18 protein-coding genes are annotated in these 20,149 nt (G+C 75.1%); 10 read left to right on the top strand and 8 right to left on the bottom strand.

Annotation, left to right across the window (positions count from 1 at the left end):
* Positions 1–10: 10 nt before the first annotated feature.
* On the bottom strand, positions 11–418 hold the full coding sequence (locus ABTZ17_RS14115) for a hypothetical protein (RefSeq protein WP_352195844.1): 408 nt from the start codon (positions 416–418) through the stop codon (positions 11–13).
* Positions 419–543: 125 nt separating this feature from the next.
* On the opposite strand from ABTZ17_RS14115, the gene ABTZ17_RS14110 reads away from it, so the two are divergent.
* Both ABTZ17_RS14110 and ABTZ17_RS14105 read left to right on the top strand, forming a co-directional pair.
* Positions 544–1,779: an FG-GAP-like repeat-containing protein gene (locus tag ABTZ17_RS14110; RefSeq protein ID WP_352195843.1), complete on the top strand. Its 1,236-nt coding sequence runs from the start codon at positions 544–546 to the stop codon at positions 1,777–1,779.
* 285 nt (positions 1,780–2,064) lie between these two features.
* Complete coding sequence (locus tag ABTZ17_RS14105; protein WP_352195842.1) at positions 2,065–3,783, top strand: lytic transglycosylase domain-containing protein; 1,719 nt, start codon at positions 2,065–2,067, stop codon at positions 3,781–3,783.
* A gap of 202 nt (positions 3,784–3,985) precedes the next feature.
* Here the strand turns inward: ABTZ17_RS14105 and ABTZ17_RS14100 are convergent, their stop codons facing one another.
* Positions 3,986–4,189, bottom strand: a complete 204-nt coding sequence (locus ABTZ17_RS14100; protein ID WP_007265804.1) for a cold-shock protein — start codon at positions 4,187–4,189, stop codon at positions 3,986–3,988.
* A gap of 238 nt (positions 4,190–4,427) precedes the next feature.
* Between ABTZ17_RS14100 and ABTZ17_RS14095 the strand changes: the two genes are divergently transcribed.
* The 4 genes from ABTZ17_RS14095 (at position 4,428) to ABTZ17_RS14080 (ending at position 9,366) form a co-directional block, all read left to right on the top strand.
* Positions 4,428–5,282: a menaquinone biosynthetic enzyme MqnA/MqnD family protein gene (locus tag ABTZ17_RS14095; RefSeq protein ID WP_352195841.1), complete on the top strand. Its 855-nt coding sequence runs from the start codon at positions 4,428–4,430 to the stop codon at positions 5,280–5,282.
* Between the two features lie 325 nt (positions 5,283–5,607).
* Complete coding sequence (locus tag ABTZ17_RS14090; RefSeq protein WP_352195840.1) at positions 5,608–7,380, top strand: serine/threonine-protein kinase; 1,773 nt, start codon at positions 5,608–5,610, stop codon at positions 7,378–7,380.
* A gap of 128 nt (positions 7,381–7,508) precedes the next feature.
* Positions 7,509–8,708: a cyclic dehypoxanthinyl futalosine synthase gene (gene mqnC / locus ABTZ17_RS14085; protein ID WP_352195839.1), complete on the top strand. Its 1,200-nt coding sequence runs from the start codon at positions 7,509–7,511 to the stop codon at positions 8,706–8,708.
* A 7-nt stretch (positions 8,709–8,715) separates the two neighbouring features.
* Entirely contained in the window at positions 8,716–9,366 is a 651-nt protein-coding gene (locus ABTZ17_RS14080; RefSeq protein ID WP_352195838.1) for an imidazolonepropionase-like domain-containing protein, read from the top strand.
* 70 nt (positions 9,367–9,436) lie between these two features.
* Here the strand turns inward: ABTZ17_RS14080 and ABTZ17_RS14075 are convergent, their stop codons facing one another.
* On the bottom strand, positions 9,437–9,835 hold the full coding sequence (locus ABTZ17_RS14075) for a hypothetical protein (protein ID WP_352195837.1): 399 nt from the start codon (positions 9,833–9,835) through the stop codon (positions 9,437–9,439).
* 297 nt (positions 9,836–10,132) lie between these two features.
* On the opposite strand from ABTZ17_RS14075, the gene ABTZ17_RS14070 reads away from it, so the two are divergent.
* Positions 10,133–10,831 carry a demethylmenaquinone methyltransferase gene (locus ABTZ17_RS14070; protein WP_352195836.1) on the top strand — a complete coding sequence of 233 codons (699 nt, stop codon included), beginning with the start codon at positions 10,133–10,135 and terminating at the stop codon, positions 10,829–10,831.
* 22 nt (positions 10,832–10,853) lie between these two features.
* Complete coding sequence (locus ABTZ17_RS14065; RefSeq protein ID WP_502994672.1) at positions 10,854–11,789, top strand: glutaminase; 936 nt, start codon at positions 10,854–10,856, stop codon at positions 11,787–11,789.
* A 68-nt stretch (positions 11,790–11,857) separates the two neighbouring features.
* Here the strand turns inward: ABTZ17_RS14065 and ABTZ17_RS14060 are convergent, their stop codons facing one another.
* On the bottom strand, positions 11,858–12,382 hold the full coding sequence (locus tag ABTZ17_RS14060; RefSeq protein WP_352195835.1) for a GNAT family N-acetyltransferase: 525 nt from the start codon (positions 12,380–12,382) through the stop codon (positions 11,858–11,860).
* A gap of 97 nt (positions 12,383–12,479) precedes the next feature.
* Here ABTZ17_RS14060 and ABTZ17_RS14055 point away from each other — a divergent pair, with 97 nt between their 5' ends.
* A complete protein-coding gene (locus tag ABTZ17_RS14055; RefSeq protein WP_352195834.1) occupies positions 12,480–13,763 on the top strand; it encodes a geranylgeranyl reductase family protein in 1,284 nt (427 codons plus the stop codon).
* A gap of 68 nt (positions 13,764–13,831) precedes the next feature.
* On the opposite strand, the gene ABTZ17_RS14050 is transcribed toward ABTZ17_RS14055, so the two are convergent.
* The 3 genes from ABTZ17_RS14050 to ABTZ17_RS14040 are packed head-to-tail and all read right to left on the bottom strand — an operon-like array spanning position 13,832 to position 17,594.
* Positions 13,832–15,142, bottom strand: coding sequence for an ABC transporter permease (locus ABTZ17_RS14050; protein WP_352195833.1), 1,311 nt, complete (start codon positions 15,140–15,142; stop codon positions 13,832–13,834).
* Positions 15,139–15,870, bottom strand: coding sequence for an ABC transporter ATP-binding protein (locus tag ABTZ17_RS14045; RefSeq protein WP_352195832.1), 732 nt, complete (start codon positions 15,868–15,870; stop codon positions 15,139–15,141). Before ABTZ17_RS14045 ends, ABTZ17_RS14050 begins: the two co-directional genes overlap by 4 nt.
* The gene (locus tag ABTZ17_RS14040) at positions 15,867–17,594 is read right to left on the bottom strand and encodes an efflux RND transporter periplasmic adaptor subunit (protein WP_352195831.1); all 1,728 of its coding nucleotides are present in this window, start codon (positions 17,592–17,594) and stop codon (positions 15,867–15,869) included. Before ABTZ17_RS14040 ends, ABTZ17_RS14045 begins: the two co-directional genes overlap by 4 nt.
* 247 nt (positions 17,595–17,841) lie before the next feature.
* On the opposite strand from ABTZ17_RS14040, the gene ABTZ17_RS14035 reads away from it, so the two are divergent.
* Positions 17,842–18,996 (top strand): hypothetical protein, encoded by a 1,155-nt coding sequence (locus ABTZ17_RS14035; protein WP_352195830.1) that lies wholly within the window; start codon positions 17,842–17,844, stop codon positions 18,994–18,996.
* 194 nt (positions 18,997–19,190) lie between these two features.
* On the opposite strand, the gene ABTZ17_RS14030 is transcribed toward ABTZ17_RS14035, so the two are convergent.
* Positions 19,191–20,075: a C40 family peptidase gene (locus ABTZ17_RS14030; RefSeq protein WP_352195829.1), complete on the bottom strand. Its 885-nt coding sequence runs from the start codon at positions 20,073–20,075 to the stop codon at positions 19,191–19,193.
* Between the last annotated feature and the right edge of the window lie 74 nt (positions 20,076–20,149).

The following is a 20,149-nucleotide window of genomic DNA, read 5'->3' as shown; positions in this document are numbered from 1 at the left end:
GGCCGGCCGGTCACCGTCCGCCCGGCCACGCCTCCCGGGCCTGCGGGACCTCGTCCGCCTCCCGGCCGCCGTGCAGGTACAGCAGCGGTTCCGCCCGGTTCAACGGGCAGCACAGGTAGGCCCGGTCCTCGCAGACCTCCACGACGGCCGGGTGCGCGTGGCCCGGACAGGGCGGGAAGGGCTCCCCGTGGTACAGGTCCTCCTGCACGATGTCGATGACCCGGTCCGCGATCCACCAGGCCAGCACGGCCGGGTCGTCGGTGTCCGCGGCGAAGGCCCGCAGGCGCTCCCCGGCGACCTCCACGTCGATGGGGATGGTGGAGCCGTCCCGTTTCGCGACCACCGCGGTCAGCCGCACGGGCCGTCCGCCAGCGGTGCTCAGTCCCCGGGCCACCGCCGCCGTCACCGACTCGATCATCCGTGTACCCCCTCCTCCGGCCCGCCCGGAGCACCGGAACGCGCCATCGCTATGATCTCGCCACCACGAGGGCCCGTTCCGGCCCTCGTTCCTTCATTCTTCACGCGTTTCCACGGGGGGAATCCGTGCGTCCGTCCATCCTTCGCCGTGCCGTCGGCACGGTCGCCGCCGTCACCGCCGCGCTCGCGGGGCTGCTCACCACGGCCCCGCAGGCGGCCGCCGCCGACGGCCGTGACCGCTGCCCGGCGAACCGGCTCTGCCTGTTTCGGTACCCGGACTTCCAGGGCGAGATGAAGGTGCTCTCCGCGAGCGCCGCGAGCCTGGGGGCCTTCGACGACAAGGCGTCGTCGCTGGTCAACAAGACCCGCCTGTACGGGATGCTGCACACCCGGCCCGGCTACGACTGCGCCGTGTACTGCGCCTGGATCGAACCGGGCGCCTCGATGTGGCTGAACGGGCCCGAGTACGAGGGACGGCTGGACAACGCCGTCAGCTCGGTCCGGCTCGCGAGCACGGAGTTCGAGATCGCCACCGGGCTGCCGTACCTGCGTTGGTACCGGGAGCCCGCCTTCCGGCGGCCCGCGGACCTGCCCGCGGCCGGTCGGTTCGGGGACCTGGACGGCGACCGGCGCCCCGACCTCCTGGAGCGGGCCGCCGACGGCCGCCTGTGGTTCCTGGACGGCGGCACCGACGCCCGCGGCACCGCCCGCGGCAGCCTCGTCGGCGGCGGCTGGAACACGATGACCCAGCTCGTCCGGCACGGGGACTACGGCACGGACGGCCGCGAGGACCTGTTCGCCCGGGACACCGCCGGGGTCCTGTGGTTCTACCCGGGCGACGGCAAGGGCGCCTTCGGCACCCGGAGCCGGGTGGGCGCCGGTTGGAACACCATGCGCGAGATCGCCGCCGCCGGGGACCTCACCGGGGACGGCCGCGCGGACCTGCTGGCCCGGGACACCGTCGGAGTGCTGTGGACCTACCCCGGCGACGGCAAGGGCGCCTTCGGCACCCGGGTCCGCGTGGGTGCCGGCTGGAACACCGTGAACCGGCTCGTCACCCCCGGGGACTTCGACGGGGACGGCCGCGCCGACCTCCTCGCCCGGGACGGTGCGCGCGCCCTGTGGCTGTACCCGGGCAACGGCGAGGGAGGGTTCGCCGCCCGCAAGAAGCTGTCCGGTACCTGGCCCGCCGACGCCCCCGTCATCGCCACCGGCGATGTCACCGGGGACGGCCGCTCCGACCTGATGACCCCGGAGGCGTGGAGCCGGCTGACGGTCCTCCCCGGCACGGGTCGCGGGGGACTCGGTCCCGCCCGTACCGAGATGGACTGGGACGACTCGGACGCGGTGCGGGTGTTCTGACCCCCGGCCCGCCGTCGGCGGGCTTGTGCGGACTTCCGTGGACGTTCCGTGCGGACGTTCCGTGCGGACCGTCCACGGGAACTCCCGCACGGGACGGGGTCAATACGGGACCGATCGGCTCATTTCGACTGTCCGACGGGTGGCTTGTGCCCGGAGGAGAGAACCCCGTATGCGAAAGGGCCGTCATATAACCGGGGGGGACGGCGAGTCTCCCTCGATTACCTGATAGACAGTGGATATTCACGGCTCGACCGGCCTGGTCCGTCTTGGGGGGAACGCCGCACTGTGAAGCCTCTTCACCGTCATCTCGTCAGCACCTCGCGCAAGGTGCTGTGCACCGCCGCGCTCGCGGCGAGCCTGACCACGGCCGCCGTGGTCGGCGGCAGCGCGCCCGTGGCCGGTGCCGGCGAGTCCGAGCCCACCGGTGACAGCCCCCAGGCCCAGGACCGCGGCAACGCCCGACTGGATCTGCCGGACCTCGTCGCCGACCCCCCGGTGGACCAGAACACCCCCGCGCCCGCCGGCTCCGGCGAGATCCCGGCCACGGCCCTCGACGCCTACCAGCGCGCCGCCAACTCCGTCGCCGCCGCCCTGCCCGGCTGCAAGCTGCCCTGGCAGCTCCTCGCGGGCATCGGCCGCGTGGAATCCGTGCACGCCTCCGGCTACGGCCTCAAGCCCGACGGCACCACCGAGAAGGTCATCCGCGGCCCCCGCCTCGACGGCGTGCAGTTCGCCCGGATCCTCGACACCGAGCAGGGCCGCTGGGACGGCGACGCCCAGTTCGACCGGGCCGTCGGCCCGATGCAGTTCATCCCCTCCACCTGGGCGCAGTGGGGTGCCGACGGCAACGGCGACGGCGACCGCAATCCCAACAACATCTACGACGCCGCCCTCGGCGCCGGGCTCTACCTGTGCGCGGGCGACCGCGACCTCAGCCAGGCCGCCGCCCTCGACCGGGCCGTCCTCAGCTACAACAACTCCCGCGAGTACGTGAACACCGTGCTCGGCTGGATGCGCCGGTACCAGCAGGGCGGCGGCACCACGGTGCCCAACCCGCCCGTCACGGTCCCGCCGCCGGTGATCACCCCGACCCCGCCGCCCGTGGTGGTCCCGCCGCCGCGGCCCCCGGTCACCACCCCGCCGGTCCGGCCCACCCCGCCGACCCGGCCCACGCCCCCCGTCACGCCGCCGGTGGTCGTCCCGACCCCGCCCGCGACGGTGTCCGGGCTGGAGCGGCTGGGCGAGGGCACCCTGGTCACCCAGGCCGGGTCCCGGTTCACCACCCCCGCCCAGGTCAAGGCGAAGCTCGGCAACGGCAAGCCCGCCGTCCGCGAGGTCATCGTCTTCGAGATCGAGGGCGACGACTCCGGCACGGTCTTCGAGGGCAGCGGGAAGACCCACGCCGTGGTCCGCACCGACGGCACCGGCACCGCCACCGCCCCCGTGCTCAAGGCGGGGGTGAAGGCCGGGGAGAAGCCGGGCTCCTTCACCCTCCGGGCCACCCTGTACGGCACCCGCGAGTTCACCGTGAAGTTCGCCGGCACCGTCACCCCGAAGCCCGTCGTGGCCAAGGCCGACCAGCTGGTCCGGCTCGGCGGGGACCCGCTGGAGGCCGTCGCCGGCGGCGCCTTCGACCACCCGGTGGAGCTCTCGGCCCGCGCCAAGGGCAAGCCCGTCGCCGGTACGGTGGCCACCGCCGCCATGGCCGTCCGCGACGACCGGGGCCAGTGGGTCCCCGCCGAGTCCGGCCCCTTCTTCAAGGACGCCCGGGGCAAGGAGGTGCGGACGGTCGTCCTCGCCCCGTCCGGCGCCGACGGTCGGATCGCGCTCCCCGAGGTCTTCGCGGGCGCCCAGGCCGGCACGTACAAGCTGCGGCTGACCACCCCCGAGGGCGTGGAGCTGGTCCTGGACCTCGTGGTGAAGGCCGCCCCGGCCTCCGAACCGACCCCGACCACCCCCGCCCCCACCACCTCGGCCCCCGCCGGCGAGGCGGTCAAGCCGTAGCCCCGGCCGCACCGGGCCCGGAACGCACCGAGGGGCCGCCACCCGCACACCGCGGGTGGCGGCCCCTCGGCCGCGCCCCCGCGGCCCGGCGGAGGCCCGCCACAAAGGCAGGAGCCCTGCCCCCCGCTCGCGCGGGGGGCAGGGCTCCTTGGGTACTGCGCTCAGAGGTGCCGAACCGTCCCCGGAGGGACGGAAGAGCAACTTAGGCGGGGGTGACGTTCTCCGCCTGCGGACCCTTCGGGCCCTGGGTCACGTCGAAGTTGACCTGCTGGTTCTCCTCAAGGGAGCGGAAACCAGAGGCGTTGATCGCGGAGTAGTGGACGAAGACATCCGGGCCGCCGCCGTCCTGGGCGATGAAGCCGAAGCCCTTTTCAGCGTTGAACCACTTCACGGTTCCGGTAGCCATGAGCCCTCCTATGGGCCAAAGGGTTGCCCTGCTCCAGAACCTGCTAAGAAGTCTGAAAACTACAAAAGCCTGCGGGGTCACATGCTCCGCAGGCTCTGTACTGCAAGGGAAACCAAACTGCAACTTGCGTCGAGCCTAGCACGCACTGTGCGCGGGAGACCAGAGGGAAAGATCACGTCACCCGGACGTTTGAGACCCTCGGCGGGGCTGACGCCGGACCTCCGGCTAGTCTCGCGATGTGGACGCCAATCGCAGCCGGCCCCGGGTCGGCCACATCCAGTTCCTGAACTGCCTGCCGCTCTACTGGGGCCTGGCGCGCACCGGCACGCTCCTCGACCTCGAACTGACGAAGGACACCCCCGAAAAGCTGAGCGAGCGCCTCGTCGCCGGTGAGCTGGACATGGGGCCCATCACCCTCGTGGAGTTCCTGCGTCACGCCGACGAGCTGGTGGCCTTCCCCGACCTCGCCGTGGGCTGCGACGGCCCGGTGATGTCCTGCGTGATCGTCTCCCAGGTGCCGCTGGCCTCCCTGGACCGGGCCCGCGTCGCCCTGGGCTCCACCTCGCGGACCTCGGTACGGCTGGCCCAGCTGCTGCTCTCCGAGCGGTACGGGGTCAGCCCCGACTACTACACCTGCCCGCCCGACCTGGGGCTGATGATGCAGGAGGCCGACGCCGCCGTCCTCATCGGGGACGCCGCCCTGCGGGCCTCCCTGCACGACGCGCCCCGGCTGGGACTGGAGGTCCACGACCTCGGCCTCATGTGGAAGGAGTGGACGGGGCTGCCCTTCGTCTTCGCCGTCTGGGCCGCCCGCAAGGACTACCTGGAGCGCGAGCCGCTGCTCGTGGAGAAGGCCCACGAAGCCTTCCTCGCCTCCCGCGACCTCTCCCTCGAAGAGGTCGCCAAGGTGGCCGAGCAGGCCGCCCGCTGGGAGTCCTTCGACGCGGATCTCCTGGAGCGCTACTTCCGCACCCTCGACTTCCGCTTCGGCCCGGAACAGCTCGCCGGAGTACGGGAATTCGCCCGCCGCACCGGCCCCACCACGGGTTTCCCCGCGGATGTCGACGTGCGGCTCCTCGGGCGAATGCGCTAGCGCACTCCGTACGCGTTCGGCGCGTACTCCCCGTGCGCCCGGCGCACGGACGGGAGGGGAATTCCCGGTGAATTCCGACCTCCATTCCGACGTGCCCCTTTCCGCTTACCGTGCGCCTTCCGGCCGGAAAGGATCGGTTCTCCGCCACGGGTGGGGCCCCCGCCCCCCGGCCCGCCCCGGCGTGCTCCCCGCGCACCGGATCCGGCCGATCACCCCGGTGGCGGCCGCCCGCGGGGCTAGGGTCTCTTCGACCGGTCACGGCCCGCCGGACGGACCCGGGTACCGCCCCGGTCAGGGCTGAGCCGGCACGTCAGGAGGGGGCGCCATGCAGCCGCTGGAAGCGGGGGATCCACGGACCGTCGGGGCCTACCGGCTGCTGGGGCGGCTCGGCGCCGGGGGCATGGGCGCGGTCTACCTCGGCCGCAGCGAGGGCGGCCGGACGGTCGCCGTGAAGGTGGTCCACCCCCACTTCGCCCTGGACGAGGACTTCCGGGCCCGGTTCCGGCGCGAGGTCGCCGCCGCTCGCCGGGTGGGCGGCTCGTGGACCGCTCCCGTGCTCGACGCCGACCCGGATGCCCCGGTGCCCTGGGTGGCCACCGGATACGTGGCGGGACCCTCCCTGGACCGGGCGATCGCGGCCCACGGCCCGCTGCCGGAGTCCGGGGTCCGGGCCGTCGGCGCCGGCCTGGCCGAGGCCCTGACCGCGGTGCACGGCCTGGGGCTCGTCCACCGCGACGTGAAGCCCTCCAACGTGATGCTCTCCCTGGACCGGCCCCTCCTGATCGACTTCGGGATCGTCCGGGCCGCCGACGGCACCGCCTCCCTGACCTCCACCGGCGTCTCGGTGGGCTCGCCCGGCTACATGGCCCCCGAGCAGATCCTGGGTCGCGGGGTCACCGCCGCCGCCGACGTGTTCTCCCTCGGCGCCGTCCTCGCCTTCGCCGCCACCGGGGTGCCCCCCTTCACCGGGGACAACTCCGCCACGCTCCTCTACAAGGTGGTCCACGAGGACCCCGAGATCGGTGCCGGGCTGCCCGCCGGGCTCCGCGAACTGGTCCTGGCCTGCCTGGCCAAGGACGCCACGGCCCGGCCCACCCCGGCCGAGGCCGTCGCGGTGCTCGCCCCGGCGGGCGCGGCCGCCCTCACCGGGCCGGGCTGGCTGCCCGCCCCCGTGCTGGAGGACATCTCCCGGGCCGCCGTACGGCTCCTGGACCTGGAGCCCGGCCCCGAGCCCGCCGACCGCTCCGGCCCCGTCCCCTTCACCAGCCCCTCCGAGCCCGGCCCCGACGCAGCCCCCGGAACCGGCGCCACCGGGACCCCCGCCGCAGAGGCCCCCGACGCACCCGCGAAGACCCCCGCGGGCGTCTTCGGCCCGCCCGACCCCGGGTACGGGGCCGCCGCCCTCGCCGCGGACGGACCGGGCGGCGACCCCGGGGCCGCGACACCTGCCGGGACCGGCCGGCAGCTCAGCATCACCGCCCGCGCGGGCCGCCGTACGAGCTGCACCCTGGCCCTCGCGGTGGCCGGCGCCCTGGCGGCGGTGACCATCGGCGGGGCCGTCCACTTCGACCTGTTCCCGCAGGGAGGCGGGGACACCGGGCGGTCCGGGAACGCGGACGCGCCCACCACCCCGCGCAGCGCCACGCCCCCGCGCGGCCCCTCCGCCTCCGCGCCCTCCGGCACCCCGTCCCCCTCGGGCGCCCCCTCCGGGCTGCCGGGGACCCCGCGCGGCTCCCTGCCCGACGCCTTCGTCGGCACCTGGAAGGGCACCGTCGTCAGCAGGAACCTCAACGTCCCCTCCCAGGTGGAGATCACCTTCCGGGCGGGCCGGGTCGGGTCCGTCGTGGGGCGGGACGCCCCGCAGGACGGCGGACTGCCCGGTCTGGACTGCTCCACCGACTGGAAGCTGGTCTCCGCCACCGACCGGGCCCTCGTCCTCGACAGCACCGGCGGCGGGGCCGAGGACCGCTCCGTGCTCTGCTCCCGCGGCTCCGCGGAGGAACGGTTCACCCTCGGCGCCGACGGCCGCACCCTGCACTACTCCTCCGGGGACGCCGCCGCCGGGAACCCGGAAGGCGATCTGACCCGCAGCCCCTGACCGGCAGCCGCTGAGCCCCGTCCTCGGAGCACGGCTCCCGAACCCCGACCCCCGAACCGCCCCGCGGGGCCCTGGCGTAGGCTGAACCGGTCCGCGCCCTTGACACAACGCCGAAAGGTGAGGCACCGGTGACCGACCAGGCCGCTCTCCAGTCTGTCCTCGACCGCGCCGCCGAAGGGGGCCGGATCTCCGCGGAGGAGGCTCTGGACCTCTACCGGCACGCCCCCCTGCACGCGCTGGGGAAGGCGGCCGACGCCGCCCGCCGCCGCCGGTACGCCGGCACCGAGCACATCGCCACGTACATCATCGAGCGGAACATCAACTACACGAACGTCTGTGTGACGGCGTGCAAGTTCTGCGCCTTCTACGCGGCCCCCAAGGACACCAAGAAGGGCTGGACCCGCGACCTCGACGACATCCTGCGCCGCTGCGCGGAGACCGTCGAGCTGGGCGGCACCCAGATCATGTTCCAGGGCGGGCACCACCCCGACTTCGGCGTGGAGTACTACGAGGAGCACTTCTCCGCGATCAAGAGGGCCTTCCCGCAGCTGGTCATCCACTCCCTCGGCGCCTCCGAGGTCGAGCACATGGCCCGCATCTCCGGGGTGAGCGCCGAGGAGGCCATCAAGCGGATCCACGCCGCCGGCCTGGACTCCTTCGCCGGCGCGGGCGCCGAGCTGCTGCCCGCCCGCGCGCGCAAGGCCATCGCCCCGCTCAAGGAGTCCGGCGAGCGCTGGCTGGAGATCATGGAGCTGGCCCACGGCCTGGGCGTGGAGTCCACCTCCACCATGCTCATGGGCACCGGCGAGACCAACGCCGAGCGCATCGAGCACATGCGGATGATCCGCGAGGTGCAGGACCGCACGGGCGGCTTCCGCGCCTTCATCCCGTACACGTACCAGCCGGAGAACAACCACCTCAAGGGCCGCACCCAGGCGACGATCTTCGAGTACCTGCGGACGATCGCCATCGCGCGGCTCTTCTTCGACAACGTGGCCCACATCCAGGGCTCCTGGCTCACCGTGGGCAAGGAGGCCGGTCAGCTCTCCCTGCACTACGGGGCCGACGACCTGGGCTCGATCATGCTGGAGGAGAACGTCGTCTCCTCCGCCGGCGCCAAGCACCGCTCCAACCGGCAGGAGATCATGGACCTGATCCGCAAGGCGGACCGGGTCCCGGCCCAGCGGGCCACCACCTACGAGCACCTGGTCGTGCACACCGACCCGGCGCAGGACCCGGTGGACGAGCGGGTGGTCTCGCACATCTCCTCCATCGCCATCGAGGGCGGCACCGCCCACCCGGAGCTGAAGCTCCTCGACGCGCGCTGACCGGCCCGTGCTGACCCTGCACACCGCCCCGCTCCTGCTCCCGGTGGGCTCCCCGCCGGTGCCGGACGGGGCGGTGCTCGTCGAACGGGACCGGATCGCGGCGCTCGGCCCGCGGGCCGAGCTGGAGTCCCTGCGCCCCGACGCCCGGGTGCGGGCCTGGTCGGGGGTGCTCGCGCCGGGGCTGTGCCAGTGGCGGGCGGAGTTCCTGCTGAAGGGCTGCTACCACCCGGACCCGCGCGAGGCGGACCGGCTGGGCAGGCTGCCGTTGGCCGGGGCGGAGCTGGCGGTCCTGGAGCCGGAGCTCGACGCGGCCCGCCGTTCGGGCAGCGTGCGGCGGGGCCTCCAGCAGATGCTGCGGCACGGCACCACCGCGGTGGCGGTGCCCGCCGGGGACCGGCTGCTGGCCGCGCCGGTGAGCCGGTCCGGGCTGGAGACCGTGGCCCCGCGCCCCTCGGCGGCGACCGGGAGCCCCGCCGACCTGGACCCGCTGGCCGGCGGGGCCGGGCTCGCCGACGCGGTGGTGCGGCCCCTCGCCGTGGGCGGCCGGGCCGATTTCGCGGTGTTCGCCGTCCCCGACGAGGACGGGCTGCGGGCGGCGGGCGCCGCCTCCTGCGCGGCCACCGTCATCGCCGGCAGGCTCCTGTACCGGGCGCGCTGACCCCGGGGCGTCCCCGGCGCGCCGGGCCCGGGGCGCCGGGTCGACCGGTCCGCCGGTGGGCGGTCCCCGGTCAGGGCTCCATGTACGCCGAGGAGATCTTGTTCCGGTAGAGGGTGCTGGCGTTGCCCCGGTACCCGGCCGGGATGAAGCCCGCGTACCCGCCGCGGTTGGGCTCCGTGTACACCGACCACTCGGCGGAGTCCCGGTTCAGGTAGGACTCCGTGTAGTCGTTGGTGGTGTGCTGGGCGCAGGCCAGGCCGCCCTTGAAGTAGTTGTTCCGGAAGTCCGCGTCGGGGACGTACAGGTCGAAGACGGCCCCGCCCTGGTTCTGGAGGCAGAACAGCCCGAATTCCCCGGGGTCGAGGATGCCGTCCTTGTCGACGGCGGCGGAGGCCGTGCCGGTACCGGTGCCGAGGAGGGCCACGAGGGCCAGGGCGGCGCCGAGGGCGCGCAACTGCGGGCGGTGCATGGGGCCTGCCTTTCCGTGGGGAAGTACGGGCGCGGAAGATGGAACACCACTCCCGTGTGCCACACCACTGGCTTTCCGGACGCTCTTTCCGGCCGGCGCCCGATGGGCGGACCGGCGGGCGGGCGGACGGGGGAGCGCGGCGGTCCGGCGGACGGGTGGTGTGCGGCTCGGCGGGGCGGCTCGGCGGGGCGGCCGGACCGGAGGCCCCGGTCGGGAGCGGGCCTGCGAGAATGGCGGCGAACGTGCAGCCGCGCGCCCGAGCGCACCGCACCCCGACATCTGCGAGGCCGAACGCCAGTGACCCGCGCATCCCTGGACAAGCAGCCCCACGAGGTCGCCTCCATGTTCGACGGAGTCGCGGCGAAGTACGACCTCACCAATGACGTGCTCTCCCTGGGGCAGGCCCGCCTGTGGCGCCGGGAGGCGGCCCGCGCGGTGGACGCCCGACCGGGGCAAAGGGTGCTGGACCTGGCGGCGGGCACCGCCACCTCCTCGCTGCCGTACGCGGCGACCGGGGCGTTCGTGGTGCCCTGCGACTTCTCCCTGGGCATGCTCCGCGAGGGCAAGAAGAAGCACCCGTGGCTGCCGCTGACCGCCGGGGACGGCACGAAGCTGCCCTTCCGCGACGAGGTCTTCGACACCGTCACGATCTCCTTCGGGCTGCGGAACGTGCAGGACACCGAGGGCGCGCTGCGGGAGCTGTACCGGGTCACCAAGCCGGGCGGCAAGGTGGTCATCTCCGAGTTCTCCCAGCCGGTGTGGGGCCCCTTCCGCACCGTCTACACCGAGTACCTGATGCGGGCGCTGCCGCCGGTGGCCCGCGCGGTCTCCTCGAACCCGGACGCGTACGTGTACCTGGCCGAATCCATCCGCGAGTGGCCGGACCAGGCGGGCCTGGCCGGGCTCCTCACGAAGGCGGGCTGGGAGCGGTCGGCCTGGCGGAACCTGTCCGGCGGCATCGTGGCCCTGCACCGCGGCTTCAAGCCCGCCGCCTAGCCGGGGAAGAGGGGGTACCGCCGTGTCCGTCGCGCTGTCCGCTTCCGTGGACCATCCGGCGCTGCTGGAGCGGATCGCCGCCGAGGTCGCCCCGCTCGTGGGCACCGGTACCCCCGCCGGTTACATCCCGGCCCTGGCCGGGGTGGACCCGCGGAGCTTCGGGATGGCGGTGGCCACCCTGGACGGCACCGTGCACGGGGTGGGGGACTGGCGGGTGCCCTTCTCCACCCAGTCGATCACCAAGGTGTTCACCCTGGCGCTGGTCCTCGCGCACGGCGGGGACAGCGTCTGGGAACGGGTGGGCCGGGAGCCCTCCGGCAACCCCTTCAACTCGCTGGTGCAGCTGGAGTACGAGAACGGCATCCCGCGGAACCCGTTCATCAACGCGGGTGCCCTCGTGGTCACCGACCGGCTGCAGACCTGGACCGGTGACGCGAGCAGCGAACTGCTGGAGTTCCTGCGGCGGGAGAGCGGCAACCCGGACCTGGCCTTCGACCCGGACGTGGCGGGCTCCGAGTCCGACCACGGGGACCGCAACGCCGCCCTGGCCCACTTCATGGCCTCGTACGGCAACATCTCGAACCCCGTGCCGACCCTCCTGGACCACTACTTCTGGCAGTGCTCCATCACCGCGAGCTGCGCCGATCTGGCCCTGGCCGCCCGCTTCCTGGCCCGGCACGGGCTGCTCGCGGACGGCTCACGGCTGCTGACGCGCAGCGAGGCCAAGCAGGTCAACGCGGTGATGCTGACCTGCGGCACGTACGACGCGGCGGGGGAGTTCGCCTACCGGGTGGGCCTGCCGGGCAAGAGCGGGGTCGGCGGCGGGATCGTCGCGGTGGTGCCGGGACACGGCACCCTGTGCGTGTGGAGCCCCGGCCTCGACGAACGCGGCAACTCGGTGGCGGGGGTGGCGGCCCTGGACCGGTTCACCACCCTCACCGGCCTGTCCGTGTTCTGACCCCCCGGCCCCCGCCCCCTCCTCCCACCACCCCTGCCACCCCTGTCCTGCCCCCTGATCCGGAGCGGTCAGGCGGCCTGCTCGACCGCCCCGAACTCCAGGCCGTAGCGGCGGCCGGTGCGCCCGGCCGACAGCGGGAAGGTCTCCTCCAGGGTCATCCCGAGGCGTTCCGCCACCGCGATGGACCGGGTGTTGAGGGAGTCCACCATCGCCACCACGCGGGGGATCCCCGCGGACCGGACCCGCTCCAGGGTCTCGCGGGCGGCGGCGGTCACGTAGCCGCGACCCCAGTACGGCCTGGCCAGCCGCCAGCCGATCTCGATCTCACCGACCGGGCCCCAGTCCCGGGGCCAGGGCTGCGCGCCGGTAAAGCCGATGACCCGGTCCTCCTCGTCGAGGAGGGTCCAGAAGCAGACCCCGAGGGTGGCGTCGTGCATCCGCTGCCGGGCGGTCAGCTCCTCGTACACGGACAGTTCGGCGGGGGCCCCGCCCTGGAACTCCATGACCTCGGGATCGGCGAAGATCCGGTGCCAGGCGAGGGCGTCCTCCTCGGTGGGAACACGGAGCCGGACGGTGGGGTACTGCTCGCTCATCGGACAGCCCTTCGGGATCGTGATCACACTTCGCTGCATAGACTGCCCATGTCCTGTGCATTCGGCACCCCCTAACGAGTCTTCGGGAGACCCCGCAGTGACCGAGCCCCTCTCCGAACAGACCGCCGATGTGATCGTCGTCGGTGCCGGGCCCGCCGGCTCGACCACCGCGTACTACCTGGCCAAGGCCGGACTGGACGTCCTGCTGCTGGAGAAGACGGCTTTCCCGCGCGAGAAGGTGTGCGGCGACGGCCTCACCCCCCGCGCGACCAAGCAGCTGGTGTCGATGGGCATCGACATCTCCGAGGAGGCGGGCTGGCTCCGCAACAAGGGCCTCCGCATCATCGGGGGCGGGGTCCGCCTCCAGCTGGACTGGCCCGAGCTGGCCTCCTTCCCCGACTACGGCCTCGTCCGCAAGCGCGACGACTTCGACGAGCAGCTGGCCCGGCAGGCCCAGAAGGCCGGGGCCCGGCTGTACGAGCGCTGCACGGTCGGCGAGCCGATCCGCGACGAGCGCACCGGACACATCACGGGCGTCCACGCCAAGCTCGGCGAGGAGAAGCGGGCCGTCACCTTCCACGCCCCGCTGGTCGTGGCCGCCGACGGCAACTCCTCGCGGCTGTCCCTGGCGATGGGCCTGCACCGGCGCGAGGACCGGCCGATGGGCGTCGCGGTGCGCACGTACTTCGAGTCCCCGCGCCACGACGACGACTACCTGGAGTCCTGGCTGGAGCTGTGGGACCGGCGGGGTCCGCAGGACCGGCTGCTGCCCGGCTACGGCTGGATCTTCGGCATGGGCGACGGCACCTCCAACGTGGGCCTGGGCATCCTCAACTCCTCCGCCGCCTTCCGGGAGCTGGACTGGCGCGAGGTCCTCAAGGCGTGGTGCGCCTCGATGCCGGAGGAGTGGGGCTACACCCCCGAGAAGATGACCCAGCCGATCCGCGGCGCGGCGCTGCCGATGGCCTTCAACCGGCAGCCGCACTACACCAAGGGGCTGCTGCTCGTCGGTGACGCGGGCGGTCTCGTCAACCCGTTCAACGGCGAGGGCATCGCCTACGCGATGGAGTCCGGGCAGATCGCCGCGGAGGTCATCACGCAGGCCCACTTCCGCTCCACCCCCGCCCAGCGGGAACTGGCCCTGCACCGGTACCCGCAGGTCCTCAAGGACACCTACGGCGGCTACTACACGCTGGGCCGCGCCTTCGTGAAGCTGATCGGCAACCCGAAGGTCATGAAGATCGCGACGCAGCGGGGTCTGACGCACCCGCTGCTGATGAAGTTCACGCTGAAGATGCTCGCGAACCTGACCGACCCCACGGGCGGCGACGCCATGGACCGCGTCATCAACGGCCTCTCGAAGGTGGCCCCCCGGGCCTGACCCCACCCGCCGGGCCGCCCCGCGCGGCCCGGCACCGGTGCGTCCGGCCCGCCCTCGTGGGGCGGGGGTCAGTGGCGGAGGGCTTCGGCGGGGGTGATCCGGGTCGCCCGACCCGCCGGGTACAGGCCCGCCAGGAGGCCGGCGGCCAGGCCCACGCAGGGTGCGGCCAGGGCCACCGCGGGGGAGAGCACCGGGGTCCAGCCCCGGGCCGTCGCGATCCCGGTCACGGTGAGCACGCCCAGGGCCGTGCCGACCAGCCCCCCGAGTCCGCCGAGCAGCCCGGCCTCCGCCAGCACGTGCGCCGCGACGTGCCGGCCGCGGGCCCCGAGCGCCCGCCGCAGCCCGATCTCCGCGGTCCGCTCCACCACCGCCACCAGCGTGGTGTGGGCGATCCCGGCCGCGCCCACCACCAGGCACACCGCCGCCAGCAGCAGGAAGAGCAGCCCCAGGTCGTCCCCCACCCCGCTCCGCAGGGCGCGCGGATCGGGCGGCGGCACCGTCTTCAGCTGCTCGGGCCGGTCCGGCCGCAGGGCGAGCGGGGCCAGCGCGGCCACCTGCCGGGCCGCGCCCGGCTCGGTGGCGACCAGCATCCGCGCGGACCCCGGCTTCGGCGGCCCCCACAGCCCGGCGGCGGTGGCCCGCGGCACCAGGGCGGCGAGCAGGTTCTCCGGTTCCCGCCCGAGGTCGGCGAGGATCCCCGCCACCACGAAGGGTTCCCCGCCGATCCGTACGGCGGGCCGGGTGGCCAGGGTGGTCACGCCGAGCCGGGCCGCCGCCCCGCTGCCGAGGAGCACCACCCGCTGCCGGGTCCGCTCGGCGAACTCGTCGTACAGCCGGCCCTGGCGCAGGCGCGGCACCATGGCCCGGACCGCGCCGGGCGAGGCCGCCACCACCGGTACCGCCGCCTCCGTGCTCCCGGGACCCGGGTCCGGTCCCGTACCGGCGATCCCGGGGACGGCCCCCGCGTCGGTGACCGGCCAGTGCAGCCCGGCCTCGCGGACCCCGGCCAGCACCCGGATCCGCCGTTCGGCATCCGCGGGGAAGCCGCTCCCGGGTCCGGTGGCCCCGCCCGCGGTCTCCTCCTGCGCGGCCACGTCCTCCACGGTCACCGCGGTCGCCGTGAGCACGGTGAACCGGCCGTCGATCCGCGCCGCGAGGGTGCCCGTCAGGCCCAGCACCGCCACGAACCCGCCGACCCCGAGGACCGTGCCGAGCGCGGTCAGCACCGACCGGGCGGGCCGTCGTACCACCCCGGCCACCGCCTCGGCGGCGGCGTCGCGCGCCGAGAGCCGGGTGGCGGGCGCTCCGTGCTCCGGGCCGTCGTGCTCCGGGCGCCCGTCCTCGGAGCGGCGTCGCCCGATCCGCCGGAACGGCCTCATCCGGTGCCGCCCCCACGGCTTCCGGACCCACCGCTCCCGGGCCCGCCGGGTTCCGCGGGCAGGAGGCGGCCGTCCCGGAGGACCGCCGTCCGGGTGCCCCGCGCGGCCACCGCCGGATCGTGGGTGATCAGGACCACGGTCATGCCGTCCGCATGGAGTTCCGCGAGGAGTTCCAGTACGACACCCGCGCTCACCGAGTCGAGGTTGCCGGTGGGCTCGTCGCACAGCAGGAGGTCCGGACGGCCCACGAGGGCCCGCGCGATCGCGACCCGCTGCCGCTCGCCCCCGGACAGCCTCGCCGGGGTGGCCCCGGCCCGATGCCCGAGCCCCACCCGCTTCAGGGTCCGGGCCGCCCGCGCCGCCCGCTCCCGCTGCGGCACCCCGGTGTAGAGCAGGGCCAGGGCCACGTTCTCCAGGGCGGTGCGCCGCGGCAGCAGGTGGAAGGACTGGAAGACGAAGCCGATCCGGCGCCCGCGCAGCGCGGCCCGTTCCCGGTCCCGCAGGCCCCGGGTGTCGATCCCGTCGAAGAGGCAGCACCCGGAGGTGGGCACGTCGAGGAGGCCGACCAGGTTCAGGAAGCTGGACTTCCCGGAGCCGGAGGGACCGGTCACGGTCAGGAACTCGCCCCGGGCCACGGTCAGATCGCAGTCGCTCAGGGCGGTCACGGCGGGCGGCCCCGGGTACCGGAGTCCGGCTCCGCGCAGCTCCACCACCGGCGCCCCGGTCACGAGGGGTCCCCCGTCCCGTCCTCCGCGCCCACTCCGATTCCTGTTCCGTTTCCCGTTCCGCTTTCCGTTCCGTCCGCCGATCCGTCCGTGGTTCCTGCCCCGGCCCCTGGGGTGCCTTCCGGCCCGTCCGGGCCCGCCGTTCCGGTCACCACCCGATCGCCCTCGGCCAGCGATCCGGGCCGGACCGGGACCACTTCGACGTAGCCGTCGCCGCCGGTGCCCGTCCGTACCTCGACCCGGCGGCCCGGTCCGGGGGCGGTCCACACGGTGACGGAGGTGCGGCCGTCCGCCCCGGCCGAGACGGCCGTGACGGGCACGACGAGGGCCTTCCCGGCGGTGGCGGCGGCCTCCACGGTGAGCCGGACGTCCTGACCGGTGAACCCGGCGGGCAGCGGCCGGTCCGGCCGCACCAGCATCCGGTGCCCGGACGCGGCGGGGACCCCGGCCGCCTCCGACCCGCCCCCGCCGTCCGACCCGCCGTCCGCGCCGGCGGCCGGGGCCGCCGCCGTGGTCCGCTCCGGGGAGACGAGCAGGACCCGCCCGGACACCTCCGTGCCCAGGGCCTCGGAGGAGATCCGCACGGGCATCCCGGGCCGCAGCAGCCGCCGCCGGTCGGCGGGGAGCAGGGTCTCCACGAGGAGTTCGCCCGCGGCGAGGGTGAGCAGCGGACCGGTCACGGGCTCGCCGACCCGGCCGCCCACCCCGCTGACCCGGGCGGGCAGGGCCCGCAGGAAGACCACCTCGTCCACGGGGAGGAGGGGCCCGTCGGCGGCCTCGGCCGCGGCCAGCCGCCGCCTGGCCTCCGCCAGCACCTCCCGGGCCCGCAGTACGGCCCGTTCGGCGGCCCGGCCCGCCCGGCCGCCGTCCCCGGCCCGCCCGCCGGTACCGGTCCCGATGCCGGGAAGGCTTCCGGCACGGTCGCCCTGCCCGCCCCCGGCCGCCGCCGTCCGTCCGGCCTCCGTTCCTCCCGCACCCGCCCCTCCCGCACCCGTCCCGGCCGCCTCCGCCCGCCCGGGTTCCGGCCCGGCGGGTCCGGCGGCCTCCACCCGTCCCGTCTCCGTCCGGGCCGTCTCGGCGTCCTCCAGGGACCAGCGGGCCTCGCGGACCGCCTCCCGGGCGGTGGCCAGGACCTCCGCCCCGTCCGCCACGGCGGGGGACGGCCGGTAGCCCAGGGCCCGGTACAGGGCGGTCAGGGCGGCCCCGGTGCCGGGCCCGAAGCTGCCGGAGCGGTCCGGGGCGGTGTCGCGGCCCAGCTCCCGCAGGGCCCGCTGGAGCTGGGCCACGTCCGCGCCGGTGCTCCCGGGGCGCAGGTCCCGGTAGGCGGGGAGCGGGCCGCGGAGGGCGAACACCGGCCGGCCGGACACCTCCGCGAGCAGTTGGCCGGCGCGCACCCGGCCGCCCGCGGCGAGCGGAAGTCGGGTCACCACGGCCGCCGCGCCCGCTGCCTGCGGGCGTACGGCCACGCTCTGGTCGGCGACCACGGTGCCCCGCACCACCACGGTTTCGGCCAGGACCCGCCGCTCGACCGGGGCGAGCAGCGGGCCCTGTTCGGGGGGCGCGGCCTCGGCGGCGAGGCGGGCGGGGGACTTCACCAGCACGGTGGCGAGCAGTCCGCCCGCCGTCATCAGCGCGGCCCCCGCGGCCACCCCGAGCACGAGGCGCCGTCCCCGGCCCCGCCCCGCCACCGGCGCGTGCGCGTCCGCGTCCCCCGTCTCCTTCGACATGAAGGCGCATCCTAGGAATCCGTTTCAGCCTCGAACAAGTGGCCTGTGAGACACGTCGGTTGGCTGCTTGTGTGCCTTGTGCGGCGGCTGGGGCAGGGCCTTTACTCCCGGCGGACTCCGCCCCGGCCCGGCACGGTCCCGCCCCCGTGGCGGCCCCGCCGGTCCGGCCCGGGCCCCGTCCGGCCCCGGACGCAGCGGCTCCGGCCGCCCGCTCCCACCGCCCTCCCCGACCGAAGGACCCGCCCCGATGCAGCCCCCGCCCCGCCCCGGTACCCCTCCGTCGCCCCGGAACCCCCGGCCCGCCCCGGCCGCCGATCCCGCCGCCGCTTCCCGCCCCGCGTCCGCCCCCGCCCCCGCCCGCTCCCGTCCACCCGCGCGGCTCCGCGCCCGCGCCCGACCCCTGCCCCGACCCCTGCCCGGATCCCGACCCCGGTCCCGGGCCGCCGCGGCCGCCGCCGTGGTCACGGCCGTCGCGGTCCTCCTCGCGGGCTGCTCGGGGGCCGGTGGAGGCGCCGCGGCCGGGAGCGGGGGCTCCGGGACGGGGGAACCGCCCCTGGGCCGGGTGGCCGTGGACCCGCCCACGGCCTCGCTGACCCTGCCCCTGGACGCGTACGCGGACAGCGCCGAGGAGGCCCGGCGCAGCGATCTGGCCCAGCGCCGCCTGGTGAGCCGCTGCATGGCCCGCTTCGGGTTCGCGTACGAGCCTCCGGCGCGGACGGGCGGGACCGGCACCCGGGCGGAGGGGCACCGCTGGCTGTACGGCCTCACCGATCCCCGGCACGCCGCCGTCCACGGCTACGACCGGGAGGCGGGCCGGCCGCGCCCGGCCCGCGAGCCCGCCGCCGCGTTGAGCGACAGCGCCCGCACCGTGCTGCACGGGCAGCGCCCGGGGGAGACCGGCCCGGCCGGTCCGGATCCGCGGACGCAGGAGGAGGCGGCCCGCACCGACAGCGGGCTCGTGGTCGGCGGGCTGCGGGTGCCCGCGGGCGGTTGCCTGCGCGAGGGGTACCGCACGCTCTACGCCCCGCACCGGGACAGCGTGGACCTGCTCTTCGCCTTCGGGCTCGCCGCCGAGGCGCACACCCGGGCCCGTCGGGACTCCCGGGTGGTGGCGGCCCTCACCCGGTGGTCGGCCTGCCTGGCGCGGTCCGGGTACCGGGGGGTGGCGAGCCCGTACGAACTCCCGGAGAAGCTGGGGCCGGGCACGGATCCGGGCGGTCCGGCGGCGGTGGCCGCCGCGGTCCGGGACGTGGCCTGCAAGCGGGAGGTCAACCTCGTGGGCGTCTGGGCGGCGGTGGAGACGGCCCATCAGCACCGGCTGGCGGAGCGGCACGCCGAGACCCTCGCGCTGTTCCGCGAGCAGCGCGAGGCCCGCTTCCGGCTGGCGGCGCGGCTGGGCTGAACTCCGGCCCCGGGCACGGCGAAGGGCCGGTACTCCACCCCCGAGCGGGGGAGTACCGGCCCTTCGGACCTCGTGGCTCCGGGCCGCCGGAGCGGTCCTCGGCGCCGCGCACCCGGGGACGTACGGTGCGCGGTCGGACGTCCAGGGACGTTCCGGACATCAGGCGGCGTCAGGAGGCGCCGGGGAGGGGTGGGTCAGAGGACGCGGACGGCGCCGGAGGGGCGGTCCCAGTCCATGGAGCGCTTGACGACGCCCGTGGAGGGGTTCTGGGCGCCGACGAACTCGCCGCCGCCCACGTAGATGCCCACGTGGTAGGCGCTGCCCTTGCCGCCCCAGTAGACGATGTCGCCCGGCTGGAGGTTGCTCAGGGAGACGGAGCGACCGGCGTTGGACTGGTCCTGGGACATGCGGTCCAGGGTGATGCCGACCTGGCGGTACGCGGCCTGCACCAGGCCGGAGCAGTCGTACGCGGAGGGGCCGGTGGCGCCGCGGACGTAGGACTTGCCGACCTGCGCCAGGGCGAAGTTGACGATCTGGGAGGCGGAGCTGGAACTCGCCTTGGACTTGCTGGAGGAACCGCCGTCGCTGACGGTGCCCTCGTCGGCGGAGGACGAGGAGGAGCCGTTCCCGTTGCCCAGGGAGGTGCGGGAGGCGCTGCGGGAGGCGCGCTCGGCGACGGCGGCGCGCTGGGCCTCGGCCTCCGCTTCGGCCTGGGCCTCGGCCTTGGCGACCTTTTCCTCTTCCGCCTTCTGCACGGCGGCCTGCTTGGACTTCTTGGCCGTGGTGGCGGCGCTCTTCTCGGCACTCTGCTGCTGCGCGGTCAGCTCGGTGTCGAGCGCACGGGCCTTGGCCGCGTCGGCGGACTGCGTCAGGGCGGTGGCGACGTGGGCGGCCGCGAGGTCCAGGTCGAGGACCGGCATTTCGAGCGTCTCGGTCACCGGCTCGGACGGCGCGGCGCTGGCCGGCCCGGCCAGGGCCAGGGTGCTGAGGACGCCACCGGCAACTCCGGCGCGGACCGCGAGCTTCGAGGCGCTCCGGCGGGGCTTCCGGTGGCTGGGTATGTGAGCGGTATGGGACATGGGAACAACCGCTATCAGGGCTCGCGGGTTCCCTTCAAGAAACGTGGTCTGCGCCACAGTTGCCCGCCGGAGGG

Origin of the sequence: Streptomyces sp. NPDC097619, from assembly GCF_040302735.1 — a bacterium.
Classification (GTDB): domain Bacteria; phylum Actinomycetota; class Actinomycetes; order Streptomycetales; family Streptomycetaceae; genus Streptomyces.
The sequence above is the reverse complement of the archived record's forward strand: the minus strand, read 5'-3'. Positions and strand labels throughout refer to the sequence as shown.